The sequence below is a fragment of the Shigella sp. FJ200513 genome (genome assembly GCF_040495915.1).
Taxonomy (GTDB): domain Bacteria; phylum Pseudomonadota; class Gammaproteobacteria; order Enterobacterales; family Enterobacteriaceae; genus ECMA0423.
Genome location: NZ_JBDYCV010000024.1, coordinates 1 through 13,082, shown reverse-complemented (window position 1 = coordinate 13,082; position 13,082 = coordinate 1). Strand labels below are relative to the sequence as shown.

Below are 13,082 nucleotides of genomic sequence, written 5' to 3'. Positions count from 1 at the left end.
CGCCAATTCATTCCTTGAAATCGTTTGCATCCAGCTCGTGTCGGGAAAGCAGTTTATAAAATTCTGTCCGGTTGCGCCCCGCCATTCTCGCCGCGTGGGTGACGTTGCCTTTGGTGATTTGCAGCAGCTTACGCAAGTAGTTGAGTTCAAAATGATTACGTGCCTCAACAAAGGTTGGCAGCGCCGTATTTTCACCCTCCAGCGCCTGCTCCACCAGCGCATCACTAATCACCGGAGATGAGGTCAGCGCCACGCACTGTTCAATCACGTTGACCAACTGGCGCACATTACCCGGCCAGCTCGCGGTCATCAGGCGTTTCATCGCATCGGTAGAGAACGCGCGGACAAACGGTTTATGTCGCTCTGCCGCCTGGCGCAACAGGTGATTTGCCAGTAGCGGAATGTCTTCTGTGCGCTCCGCCAGTGCCGGAATTTTCAGGCTGACAACGTTGAGGCGGTAATAGAGATCTTCGCGGAATTCCCCGCGCGCCATCGCTTTTGACAGATCACGGTGAGTGGCAGAAATAATCCGCACATTGATATCAATATCGCGGTTACTGCCCAGCGGGCGCACTTTACGCTCCTGCAACACGCGCAGCAGTTTGACCTGTAACGGCGCAGGCATATCGCCAATTTCATCGAGAAATAGCGTTCCGCCTTCCGCCGCCTGGAATAAACCTTCGCGATTGCTGACAGCGCCAGTAAACGCGCCACGCGCATGACCAAACAGCTCCGACTCCAGCAATTGCTCGGGCAATGCGCCACAGTTAATAGCAATAAATGGTTTGCTGTTGCGCGGGCTGGCGTTGTGGATAGCCTGGGCGAAAATCTCTTTCCCGGTGCCGCTCTGACCGTTAATCAAAACGCTGACGTCTGATTGCGCCACCAGCCGCGCCTGTTCCAGCAAACGCAGCATCAGCGGGCTGCGGGTGACAATTGCCTCGCGCCAGCGTTCATCGGTGGCTGGCGCGGATTGCTCCAGCGCATCGTCAATTGCCTGATATAGCGCATCTTTATCGACAGGCTTGGTGAGGAAACTAAAAACGCCCTGCTGTGTTGCAGCAACGGCATCGGGGATAGAACCATGCGCAGTAAGAATAATTACTGGCATTCCCGGCTGCACTTTCTGGATTTCAGCAAATAGCTGCATACCGTCCATTTCATCCATCCGCAGGTCGCTGATAACTAAATCTACTTTTTCGCGATTCAGTACCCGTAATCCTTCAGCGCCACTTTCCGCCGTGACCACACTGTAGCCTTCGCTGGTCAGGCGCAGGCCAAGCAGTTTCAGCAATCCCGGATCGTCATCGACCAATAATAAATGCGCAGGTTTATGGCTCATCAGGAGTGACCTCATGGGTGGATGGCGCGGGCTTTTCACTCTCGTGCGGCGTATCCGGCGAGAAATTTCCAGCCGGTTTGCGGGTCGAGAGCTGGCGTTCAATATCGGTCAGGTTTTCCAGCTTGCGGGTGGTGAGTTCCAGTTGCTGCTGTAGAACGTGATGTTGCTGGCGCAATGTATCCAGCTCGCTGTCGCTGGACTGCTGGAGTTTACTGTAACGTTGGCGCTCTTCCGCCAGTTGCAGTTGCAGCGCCTGACCGTCGCGCCAGAGTTGATACAGTGGGCGAACCTGTGCCGGGATCTCGGTACTTAACGCTTCAATACGCGCGACCAGCTGGCGGCGCTCATACGGCGTAATTTTGGCGTCGGCGAGCAAAATCCCTTGTTTAAAGGTATTTTGCCAGCTGCCGTCGTCATATTGGCGAGCTTGCTGACGCGACTGCGCAGGCATTAAACGATCAGCACAATCCATCGCCCGCAGCCAGTAAAGCGGATTGGTTTCGGTTGATTTACCTTGCAGCGCCCAGATGTCGCTACATTCAGTAGAAAGATAGTCAGCCAGTTGATAAACCGGAATTTTTTCTTCTGCTGGCGTATCAATGGCTGGCTTATTGTGATTCTGCACGCAACCCAGCAATGCCAGACATGGCAGCCCTGCCAGCCACAGCCGTCGGGGCAATAATCGTTGAAAAATGTGTCGCATATTCACCAGACTTAAAGCCTATCCCAGTGGGCGTAATTGTTGCAGACAGTCTGGACATGGACTGCGCGGAGAAACCGGGGCGTACATATCGTACGTGAAGATTTCGAGCACTACCCGGGGCCGAACTGACAAATAAAATAGCCTGATAGGATAGGCTGTTAGCATTATTTCGTGTTTTTCGACGACGGTAATTCAATGCGGAAACAAACGTCTTGCCCGCTCTCGTCGACCAGATACAGTTCCCCTTGCATACGGCGAATACAATCCCTGGCAATGCTTAATCCCAGACCGCTGCCCTTCACCGCCCCTTTTCGCTGGTGGCTTCCCTGAAAAAAGGGTTCGAAGATCATGGCGCGTTCCTCTTGCGGAATGGGCGTGCCTGTATTGATGACATCAATATAAACCCGCGCACCATGTAAACTGCTGCGAAGGCAAATGTTACCGGATTCAGCCCCGTAGTGCACCGCATTGGAGTAAAGATTATCCAGTACGCTCATCAGCAGCATTGGCTCCGCCAGGCAAGCTGTTGCTTTGAGATCGACGTCGGTATGCATCATTTTAGCCCGTGCGGGCAGGCTATGAGCAGAAACCACTGTCTCCACCAGCGGTGCTAATTCAACATTCTCCAGTTCCACCGCACTGTCCGCCTGTTTACGGTTGTAATCAAGCAGTTGTTCGATCAGTTTTTGCAAATTGCAGCTGCTGCTATCAAGAATGCTCACCACCTCTTTTTGCTCTGGCGTAAGCGGCCCGACAACCTGATCAGCCAGTAATTCAGTGCCCTCGCGCATACTCGCCAGTGGCGTTTTTAATTCATGAGATAAATGTCTTAAAAATTGATGGCGTTGGGATTCCAGCCATGACAGGCGCTCACTTAACCAAAGAATACGTTGCCCAACCGAGCGTAACTCGCTCGGTCCACAGAACGAAACGCTATTGCCCAGAGAACGCCCTTCCCCCAGACGGTTGATCATGCGCTCGATATTTTTCACCGGCCCGATAATCATCCGCGTGAAAAGTAGCACCATCACCAGACTCACCAGAAATAGCACCAGCGATTGCCAACCAAAATATTGCCCACGTTCGGCGATTTCACGCTGAAGTTGCTGCCCACGAGAGAACACCACTGTGCGCGTGGCCTGCACCATTTCGGTATTGGCACTGGCAAAGGCTTCAAGACGCGCGGCGGCGGCAGCATCGGGACCACTGTTGTTACACTGAAGTTGGGCCAGATTGTTCAAATCCTGACGCAATGCCTGGTAAAGTTTATCGTCTGGCAGTACGCCTGCGTGGGCATCGAGCATTTCGCTGTAACGCTTGCGCTGGCTTTGATAAACCTTCGCAAGCGTAGGGTCGTCCAGCACGCAATACTGACGGTAGCTACGCTCCATCTCCAGCGCCGCGTTGGTCATCGCTTCACTACGCCGGGCATCAATAAGCGTAGTGCGGTTAACCAGCGCCGCCTGATCGCTAAGCGCATTCAGGCTTTGCCAGGCTTGCCATGCCAGCACCAACAGGGGTAGTAGAATTAGCAAAAATGCCAGCATTACCAGTTGTCGTAATGAGCGGGGAAAAACGGGCCAGCGTTTCAAGGTGTTACTCTCGTCAGACGCGAATAGCCTGATGCTAACCGAGGGGAAGTTCAGATACAACAAAGCCGGGAATTACCCGGCTTTGTTATGGAATAAGGCGGTGCCTAACTCGACGTTTCGCCCGATGGTTGATATAGCTACGCTGATATCAGAAGTTGGACGGCAGGCACCTTGTTGTGCGTCATTCGAATTTTATGTAGCACGTCCCGAAGGGGCTGACATAAGTCGGTGAATGAGCCACTGCTTACTATTATGCAGTAACTGTGCCAATAAAGAAAATAGTTTGGTAACGTACTGATTATACGTTGCTTTGAGGGATTTATGGCTTCTTCGCTATTTGAATGTAAATCAGCCACTGTGTCGCTAAAAAGAGACAACTTAAGATAAACTTATTAGATTGCAATAAAATCAATCATTTAAGTGTCGCCAGAAAGCGACACGGTAAACCACCCATTGTCGTGATTTACAGACACAAAAAAGCTCCCGGAGTTGGGAGCTTATGATAGTGGTTGGTGCTTAATGCCGCATCCGGGCTGCAAAACCAATGAACTGATGACTTACCCCAACTGCTTACGCGCATTGCGGAAAATGCGCATCCATGGGCCATCCTCGCCCCAGTTTTCCGGATGCCAGGAGTTGCTGACAGTACGGAAAACACGTTCCGGGTGCGGCATCATAATGGTGACTCGACCACTTTCAGTCGTAACCGCCGTAATACCGTTCGGTGAACCGTTCGGGTTAGCCGGGTAGGTTTCAGTGACTTTGCCGAAGTTATCGACATAGCGCAGTGCCACCAGCCCTTTGCTTTCCAGTGCCGCCAGATGCGCCGCATCACGCACTTCCACGCGCCCTTCACCATGAGAGACAGCAATCGGCATTTGCGAGCCCACCATCCCCTGCAACAGCAGAGACGGGCTTTGGGTTACTTCAACCAGGCTGAAACGCGCTTCAAAGCGATCGGAGGTGTTACGCACAAAACGTGGCCACAACTCACTCCCCGGGATCAGTTCACGCAGGTTAGACATCATCTGGCAACCGTTACATACCCCCAGGGCCAGCGTTTGCGGACGATGGAAGAAGGTTGCAAACTCATCGCGTACACGGTCATTGAACAGGATAGACTTCGCCCAACCTTCACCGGCACCCAGCACATCACCGTAGGAGAAACCTCCGCACGCGACCAGGGCGTGAAAATCCTCCAGTCCCGTACGTCCAGTCAGCAGGTCGCTCATATGCACGTCGATAGCATCAAAGCCCCCACGTTGGAAAGCTGCCGCCATTTCAACATGCGAGTTCACGCCCTGCTCACGCAGTACGGCAACTTTCGGACGTGCGCCAGTGGCAATATACGGTGCTGCCACATCTTCGTTGATATCGAACGACAGTTTTACATTCAGGCCCGGATCGGCGTCGTTAGATTTCGCCTGATGCTCCTGATCGGCACACTCCGGGTTGTCACGCAGGCGCTGCATCTGCCAGGTAGTTTCTGCCCACCAGACACGCAACGTAGTGCGGCTTTCGCTGAATACAGTCTGCCCGTTGGCGGTAATCACAAAACGGTCACCGGAAACCGCCTGCCCAACATAATGGACGCAATCCGCAAGCCCATGCTGTGCCAGTACGGACTCGACCGCTTCACGGTCAGCGGCACGAACCTGAATCACCGCACCCAGTTCTTCGTTAAACAACGCCGCCAGGCGATCGTCACCCAGAGAGGCGATATCCGCGTCAATGCCACAATGACCTGCAAAGGCCATTTCCGCCAGCGTTACCAGCAGGCCTCCATCAGAGCGGTCGTGATACGCCAGCAGCTTACGCTGTGCAACCAGCGCCTGAATCGCGTCATAGAAGCCTTTCAGTTGGACAACATCGCGTACATCTGCCGGTTTGTCGCCAAGCTGACGATAAACCTGCGCCAGCGCCGTTGCGCCCAGCGCGTTATTGCCTTTGCCCAAATCAATCAGCAGCAGTGCGTTATCTTCGGTACAAAGCTGCGGCGTGATGGTGTGACGTACATCTTCCACGCGGGCAAATGCAGAAATCACCAGCGACAGCGGCGACGTCATTTCGCGCTCTTCGTTACCTTCCTGCCAGCGGGTTTTCATCGACATAGAGTCTTTACCCACCGGGATCGTCAGGCCCAGCGCCGGACAAAGTTCTTCACCCACGGCTTTAACGGCTTCATACAGGCCCGCATCTTCACCAGGGTGGCCTGCCGCCGCCATCCAGTTGGCGGAAAGTTTAATGCGTTTGATATCGCCAATCTGTGTTGCGGCAATATTGGTTAACGCTTCACCGACCGCCAGACGGGCAGAGGCGGCGAAATCCAGCAGCGCAACCGGCGCACGCTCGCCAATCGCCATCGCTTCACCGTAGTAGCTGTCGAGGCTGGCGGTAGTGACCGCGCAGTTAGCGACCGGCACCTGCCACGGCCCCACCATCTGATCGCGCGCCACCATGCCGGTTACGCTGCGGTCACCGATGGTCACCAGGAAAGTTTTCTCCGCCACGGTCGGCAGATGCAGTACGCGTTTCACCGCGTCTGCAATGGTGATCCCTTCACGGACCAGCGCATCGCCCTTCGCTTTCAGCGTTTGTACATCGCGGGTCATCTTCGGCGTTTTACCAAGCAGGACGTCCAGCGGCAGATCGATCGGCTGATTATCAAAATGACGATCGTGCAGAGAAAGATGCAGTTCTTCGGTCGCTTCACCAATCACCGCGTAGGGTGCGCGCTCACGCTTACACAGTTCGTCAAACAGCGGTAATTGATCGGCAGCAACCGCCAGCACGTAGCGTTCCTGGGATTCGTTACACCAGATTTCCAGCGGGCTCATGCCCGGTTCGTCGCTTAGAATATCGCGCAGTTCAAATTTACCGCCGCGTCCGCCGTCGCTCACCAGCTCCGGCATCGCGTTAGAAAGACCGCCCGCACCGACGTCGTGGATAAACAGAATTGGGTTAGCATCACCAAGCTGCCAGCAACGGTCGATCACTTCCTGGCAACGACGCTCCATCTCCGGGTTGTCGCGCTGTACGGAAGCAAAGTCGAGGTCGGCATCAGACTGACCAGACGCCATGGAAGACGCCGCGCCGCCGCCAAGACCGATGTTCATTGCCGGGCCGCCGAGAACGACCAGCTTCGCACCGACGTTGATCTCGCCTTTTTGTACGTGATCGGCGCGAATGTTGCCGATCCCGCCCGCCAGCATGATCGGTTTGTGATAACCGCGCAGCTCTTCGCCATTGTGGCTGTTCACTTTTTCTTCATAAGTACGGAAGTAGCCGTTCAGTGCCGGACGACCAAATTCGTTGTTAAACGCCGCACCGCCCAGCGGGCCTTCGGTCATGATGTCCAGCGCGGTAACAATGCGCTCAGGCTTACCGAAATCTTCTTCCCACGGCTGTTCGAAGCCAGGAATTCGCAGGTTGGATACGGAGAAACCAACCAAACCAGCTTTCGGCTTCGCGCCGCGCCCGGTGGCACCTTCATCGCGGATTTCACCGCCGGAACCGGTCGCCGCGCCCGGCCACGGAGAAATCGCCGTCGGGTGGTTGTGAGTTTCGACTTTCATCAGGATGTGCGCCGGTTCCTGATGGAAATTGTAGCGGCCCGTTTCGTGGTCAGCAAAGTAGCGGCCCACTTCAGAACCTTCCATTACGGCGGCGTTATCTTTATAAGCAGAGAGAACGTGATCTGGCGTGGTTTCGAAAGTATTTTTGATCATCCTGAACAGCGATTTCGGCTGTTGTTCACCGTCGATAATCCAGTCGGCGTTAAAAATTTTGTGGCGGCAGTGCTCAGAGTTCGCCTGAGCGAACATATACAGCTCGATGTCGTTCGGGTTACGACCAAGCTTTGTGAAAGCATCCTGCAGATAGTCAATTTCATCTTCCGCCAGAGCCAAGCCAAGACGCAGGTTAGCGTCGATCAGCGCCTGACGGCCCTGCCCCAGCAAATCAACGCTTGTGACCGGAGTCGGTTGATGGTGGGCAAACAACTGCTCTGCATCATCTAAATCAAAAAAGACCGTTTCCATCATGCGGTCGTGCAGTTCAGCGGTAACCTGCTGCCATTGTTCATTGGTCAGCGTACCGGCTTCTATATAGTAAGCAACGCCGCGCTCAAGGCGGTTTACCTGTTGTAGCCCGCAGTTATGGGCAATATCGGTCGCTTTCGAAGACCAGGGAGAGATGGTGCCAGGACGCGGGGTCACCAGCAGGAGTTTGCCTTGCGGGGCGTGGCTGGCGAGTGCCGGACCATATTTCAGCAGGCGTTCAAGTTGTGCGTGCTCATCATCGTTTAACGGCGCATTGAGGTCAGCAAAATGGACATACTCGGCGTAAATATTGTGAACCGGGAGCCTGGCAGCCTGAAAACGTGCCAGCAGTTTGTTGATTCGGAATGCCGACAGTGCAGGCGAACCACGCAGAATTTCCATCATAAGTCTCTCGTCTTCTAAGCTTTCGGTGTACCCAAGGGGGGGGAAACGGGCGTCATTATAAAGAATCTGATGCGCTGACGAAACCGTTTGCGTGGAAATAAAATCACCATCGTGAATTAGCAACGCGTGCCGCCAATGGCTGTAATAAGTTGCCATCTGGCGCAGGTTTACGCAAAATGCCGCTCATTTATGAGTAAACCTTTCACTATTATTACGTTTTTTCAAGCTGGGACGCGCACGACACAGAGAATTAACTAATTGAAAAAATTAAAGATTAATTATCTGTTCATCGGCATTCTGGCACTGCTGCTCGCGGTCGCTCTCTGGCCATCCATTCCCTGGTTTGGTAAAGCCGACAACCGTATCGCCGCCATTCAAGCGCGGGGAGAGTTGCGTGTGAGCACCATTCATACTCCCCTGACTTATAACGAAATCAACGGGAAACCTTTTGGCCTGGATTACGAACTGGCGAAACAGTTTGCCGATTACCTCGGCGTAAAACTGAAAGTGACCGTGCGGCAGAATATCAGCCAGCTGTTTGACGACCTTGATAATGGTAACGCCGACCTGCTGGCGGCAGGACTGGTCTATAACAGTGAGCGGGTAAAAAATTATCAGCCTGGCCCTACCTATTATTCCGTGTCACAACAACTGGTTTATAAAGTGGGTCAGTATCGCCCACGTACGCTGGGCAACCTGACGGCGGAGCAACTCACCGTTGCACCGGGTCATGTGGTAGTTAACGATCTCCAGACCCTGAAAGAAACAAAATTCCCGGAATTAAGCTGGAAGGTAGACGACAAAAAAGGCTCTGCGGAATTAATGGAAGATGTCATCGAAGGAAAACTCGATTACACCATTGCTGATTCTGTCGCCATCAGCCTGTTTCAGCGCGTTCACCCGGAGCTCGCCGTAGCGCTCGATATCACCGATGAACAACCGGTGACTTGGTTTAGCCCGTTAGATGGCGATAATACCCTTTCCGCCGCCCTGCTCGACTTCTTCAACGAAATGAATGAAGACGGTACGCTGGCACGCATTGAAGAGAAATACCTGGGGCATGGCGATGATTTTGATTACGTCGATACGCGCACATTTTTACGCGCCGTCGATGCGGTACTGCCGCAGTTAAAGCCCCTGTTTGAGAAATACGCCGAAGAAATTGACTGGCGTTTGCTGGCCGCTATTGCTTATCAGGAATCGCACTGGGATGCACAGGCCACTTCACCGACGGGTGTGCGCGGCATGATGATGTTAACCAAAAATACCGCGCAAAGCCTCGGCATTACGGATCGTACCGATGCCGAACAGAGCATCAGCGGTGGCGTGCGTTATTTGCAGGATATGATGAGTAAAGTGCCGGAAAGTGTGCCGGAGAACGAACGGATCTGGTTTGCCCTCGCTGCGTACAATATGGGCTATGCGCATATGCTGGATGCCCGCGCCCTGACGGCAAAAACCAAAGGGAATCCTGACAGTTGGGCTGACGTAAAACAGCGTCTGCCTTTACTTAGCCAGAAACCCTATTACAGCAAGCTGACTTACGGCTACGCTCGTGGGCATGAAGCCTACGCTTATGTCGAAAATATTCGTAAGTATCAGATTAGCCTGGTGGGTTATCTGCAAGAGAAAGAGAAGCAGGCTACAGAAGCGGCGATGCAACTGGCGCAGGATTATCCGGCGGTATCGCCTACGGAGTTGGGCAAAGAGAAATTTCCTTTTCTCTCGTTTCTTTCCCAGTCGTCATCAAACTATTTGACCCATTCTCCCTCTCTGCTGTTTTCCAGGAAAGGGAGTGAAGAGAAACAAAATTAATCCGTCGAGGATTGCGCTTTTTTCTGCGCTTTAATTTCCTGGCGGCGCATGCGAAAGAAGTCACTGAGCAACGCCGCGCACTCATCCGCCAGTATTCCTTCCGTAATTTCCACTCGGTGATTCATACCCGGATGATGCAGCACATCCATTAAAGATCCCGCAGCGCCAGTTTTCGCGTCACGCGCACCAAAGACCACGCGACCAATGCGACTGTGGATCATCGCTCCGGCACACATTACACATGGTTCAAGCGTGACATACAACGTGGCGTCGATCAGACGATAATTTTGCATCACCAGACCACCCTGCCGCAGGGCCATGATTTCTGCATGTGCGGTGGGATCATGGCGACCAATCGGGCGGTTCCAGCCTTCGCCGATTACCCGATTGTTATGCACTAATACCGCGCCGACCGGCACTTCCCGCTCATCCCAGGCACGTTTCGCCAGCGTCAGCGCGTGACGCATCCAATATTCGTGGCTAAATTCGACTTCAGACAAAAAGAAAACTCCGGTTATAAAAGCGCGGCGCATTATACACGGACGCTATGCTTTACTCTATTCCAGTTGCTGGAGTTCACCGCGCGGGGTTACTCGCCAACGATGCTGACAGAAATAAAGCAGCGGATTGTCCTGATTACTGTCGCTATAGCCACTGTACAGCCGCAGCGGCGTGCCGATTTTGCGCTCCAGTTGTGCGACCTTTTCATGTCCCAGACAACGCATCGTCAATACCCAACCACCATAGCCACGCTGAATTTGGCTGGCGATAAGATTAACCCGCGGCAGCCAGGGCGTATCGAAATAAACCGCTTCAACCAGCGGCTGCGGAGAGCCGGTAATCAACCAGATATCAGCATCGGAACTTAACAGGTAGGTGGTTAATCGCTCCTGAACCAGCGGAAAGGCGGTAACATTGTCGCGAAACCAGCGCACGAAATCGGCCTGCAACGTCTGTAAACGTGCTTCGCTGTGACCAAAAGTGCACCCCCACAGAAGCAGACTCATCGGCCAGCGTGCCGCACGACCTTTTATCAATAACGCAATGGCTATAATCGGTAACAACGGCAGGACAAGTAACGCATTCAGCGGTTGGCGACGCAGTAAATAGCGCAGAAAACTGCCGAACATATCCTGCTGATGCAATGTTCCATCTAAGTCAAAAAACACCACACGACGCTCGTGAGTTGCCAAACCATACTCCTCTGGACTGAAACATCCTGATTAATTTTCGCTACTACATAGCCTAACAGATAGATCATCACTTTTCCGGCAACAATCGACCGCATCATGGCTAACTGGAATTTTTAATTCATGGCAATTAGCGGCAATGGAATATAAAATTCACTCGCGTGTGTCTCATATTGCCTGTTGTCGCCACTATTTCATCGCGAGGAAAGATATGAACGGCTTACTTCGTATCCGTCAGCGTTACCAAGGGCTTGCCCAGAGTGATAAAAAACTGGCGGATTATCTGCTGCTACAACCTGATACGGCGCGCCATTTAAGCTCTCAGCAACTGGCCAACGAAGCCGGAGTCAGTCAGTCCAGCGTCGTGAAGTTCGCGCAAAAACTCGGCTATAAAGGTTTTCCGGCGCTTAAGTTGGCGTTGAGTGAAGCGCTGGCAAGCCAGCCGGAATCGCCCTCCGTGCCCATTCATAACCAAATCCGCGGTGATGATCCGTTACGGCTGGTCGGCGAAAAACTGATTAAAGAAAATACCGCCGCTATGTACGCAACGCTAAACGTTAATAGTGAAGAGAAACTGCATGAATGCGTAACAATGTTGCGCTCTGCGCGGCGGATAATTCTGACCGGTATTGGCGCTTCGGGTCTGGTGGCGCAAAACTTTGCCTGGAAGCTGATGAAGATTGGCTTCAATGCTGCCGCACTGCGCGATATGCATGCGCTACTCGCAACAGTACAGGCGTCGTCCCCTGACGATCTGTTATTAGCCATTTCCTACACCGGTGTACGACGCGAGTTAAACCTGGCGGCAGATGAGATGCTGCGAGTGGGCGGAAAAGTGCTGGCGATTACCGGCTTTACTCCGAATGCCCTGCAACAGCGTGCTTCTCATTGCCTGTATACCATTGCCGAAGAACAAGCGACAAACAGTGCTTCAATCTCTGCTTGTCACGCTCAGGGAATGTTAACGGATTTGCTGTTCATTGCGCTGATTCAGCAGGATCTGGAACTGGCACCAGAACGTATTCGTCATAGTGAAGCGCTGGTGAAAAAACTGGTCTGAGTAAAGAATGCGCGTATAATGCCCGCCCGGTTTGTGTTGTTTTGAGAGTTTCCTTATGGCGCTGTTAATCACTAAAAAATGCATCAATTGTGATATGTGTGAAATCAAATAAAAACACATTTATTTTCATAGTGATACAGCAATGTGTTATTGAATGTGTTGTTGGATTTATGGTGCAAAAAAATTTTGCATAAGTTCAGCAACACAAAGAACACCACTTTCTTTAACGTCCTCCGCGCCCTAAAGGACGGGGCTTTACGGCGCAAAAGGCCTGTGACATACAACATTAACTTTTCAGTCAACCGTAGCACGTTCTTGTATACGCCGTGTCTGCGGTTTTATATAACCCTGGCTGGAAACCTCTTATACAAAGTCGATTCGCCAACATCATAGATGATCGCCACCTTCTGGCGAGAAACTCCTGATGCAATTAGTCGCCCGGCCTGCGCCCATTATTCTGGTGAAAGTTTGGGACGGCGACCGCCAATTCGTCCCTGTGCGCGAGCAGCTTCCAGTCCTGCTTTTGTTCGTTCAACAATCAGTTCACGTTCCATTTCAGCCAGGGCACCCATCACATGGAAGAAAAAGCGTCCCATTGGTGTGCTGGTATCAATTGAATCAGTCAGACTACGAAAGTTGATGCCTCGTTCGCGCAACGCCTCCACCAGCACGACAAGATGCCGCATACTGCGCCCCAGCCGATCCAGCTTCCAGACAACCAGTGTGTCGCCTGCCGATAATGTCTTGAGCAGTTTTTTCAGCCCCGGTCTTTCGGACTTTGTACCACTTATCTTGTCTTCAAAAATCAGCTCGCATCCTGCACAGTTCAACGCATTACGTTGTAGATCGGTATTCTGGTCATTTGTTGATACGCGTACATAGCCAATAAGCATGGTAAATCCCCCTGTTAACAAGACACTGCGTCAAAAGTCGGG

The 13,082-nt window shown here is 52.7% G+C and carries 8 protein-coding genes and 1 pseudogene; 2 read left to right on the top strand and 7 right to left on the bottom strand.

The genetic code is table 11. The features are described 5' to 3' along the window. Positions 1 to 7 precede the first annotated feature (7 nt). The 4 genes from glrR to purL form a co-directional block, all read right to left on the bottom strand. The gene (gene glrR, locus ABZJ92_RS07655) at positions 8 to 1,342 is read right to left on the bottom strand and encodes a two-component system response regulator GlrR (protein WP_005047323.1); all 1,335 of its coding nucleotides are present in this window, start codon (positions 1,340 to 1,342) and stop codon (positions 8 to 10) included. Then, positions 1,332 to 2,045 (bottom strand): two-component system QseEF-associated lipoprotein QseG, encoded by a 714-nt coding sequence (qseG, locus tag ABZJ92_RS07650; protein WP_001215861.1) that lies wholly within the window; start codon positions 2,043 to 2,045, stop codon positions 1,332 to 1,334. The genes glrR and qseG overlap by 11 nt, the downstream gene beginning before the upstream one ends. A 164-nt stretch (positions 2,046 to 2,209) precedes the next feature. Then, positions 2,210 to 3,637, bottom strand: coding sequence for a two component system sensor histidine kinase QseE/GlrK (gene qseE, locus ABZJ92_RS07645; protein WP_005047325.1), 1,428 nt, complete (start codon positions 3,635 to 3,637; stop codon positions 2,210 to 2,212). 557 nt (positions 3,638 to 4,194) lie between these two features. Then, positions 4,195 to 8,082, bottom strand: coding sequence for a phosphoribosylformylglycinamidine synthase (purL, locus tag ABZJ92_RS07640; protein WP_000970142.1), 3,888 nt, complete (start codon positions 8,080 to 8,082; stop codon positions 4,195 to 4,197). A gap of 258 nt (positions 8,083 to 8,340) precedes the next feature. Between purL and mltF the strand changes: the two genes are divergently transcribed. After that, a complete protein-coding gene (gene mltF / locus ABZJ92_RS07635; protein ID WP_000734212.1) occupies positions 8,341 to 9,897 on the top strand; it encodes a membrane-bound lytic murein transglycosylase MltF in 1,557 nt (518 codons plus the stop codon). On the opposite strand, the gene tadA is transcribed toward mltF, so the two are convergent. Together tadA and yfhb are read right to left on the bottom strand one after the other, a co-directional pair. Then, positions 9,894 to 10,397: a tRNA adenosine(34) deaminase TadA gene (gene tadA, locus ABZJ92_RS07630; protein WP_001297409.1), complete on the bottom strand. Its 504-nt coding sequence runs from the start codon at positions 10,395 to 10,397 to the stop codon at positions 9,894 to 9,896. The two genes, mltF and tadA, sit on opposite strands and share 4 nt — an antisense overlap. Before the next feature lie 57 nt (positions 10,398 to 10,454). Beyond that, positions 10,455 to 11,090 carry a phosphatidylglycerophosphatase C gene (yfhb, locus tag ABZJ92_RS07625; RefSeq protein ID WP_000190655.1) on the bottom strand — a complete coding sequence of 212 codons (636 nt, stop codon included), beginning with the start codon at positions 11,088 to 11,090 and terminating at the stop codon, positions 10,455 to 10,457. 208 nt (positions 11,091 to 11,298) lie between these two features. Between yfhb and ABZJ92_RS07620 the strand changes: the two genes are divergently transcribed. Further along, complete coding sequence (locus ABZJ92_RS07620; protein WP_001013778.1) at positions 11,299 to 12,147, top strand: MurR/RpiR family transcriptional regulator; 849 nt, start codon at positions 11,299 to 11,301, stop codon at positions 12,145 to 12,147. A gap of 338 nt (positions 12,148 to 12,485) precedes the next feature. Here ABZJ92_RS07620 and pinE read toward each other — a convergent pair. Further along, a pseudogene (gene pinE, locus ABZJ92_RS07615) lies at positions 12,486 to 13,040 on the bottom strand (site-specific DNA recombinase). Positions 13,041 to 13,082: the final 42 nt, after the last annotated feature.

What these genes read in the sequence shown, in the direction of transcription:
- glrR (WP_005047323.1), bottom strand. Translation starts at nt 1,342, where the DNA reads ATGAGCCATAAACCTGCGCATTTATTATTGGTCGATGACGATCCGGGA.
- ABZJ92_RS07620 (WP_001013778.1), top strand. Translation starts at nt 11,299, where the DNA reads ATGAACGGCTTACTTCGTATCCGTCAGCGTTACCAAGGGCTTGCCCAG.
- qseG (WP_001215861.1), bottom strand. Translation starts at nt 2,045, where the DNA reads ATGCGACACATTTTTCAACGATTATTGCCCCGACGGCTGTGGCTGGCA.
- purL (WP_000970142.1), bottom strand. Translation starts at nt 8,082, where the DNA reads ATGATGGAAATTCTGCGTGGTTCGCCTGCACTGTCGGCATTCCGAATC.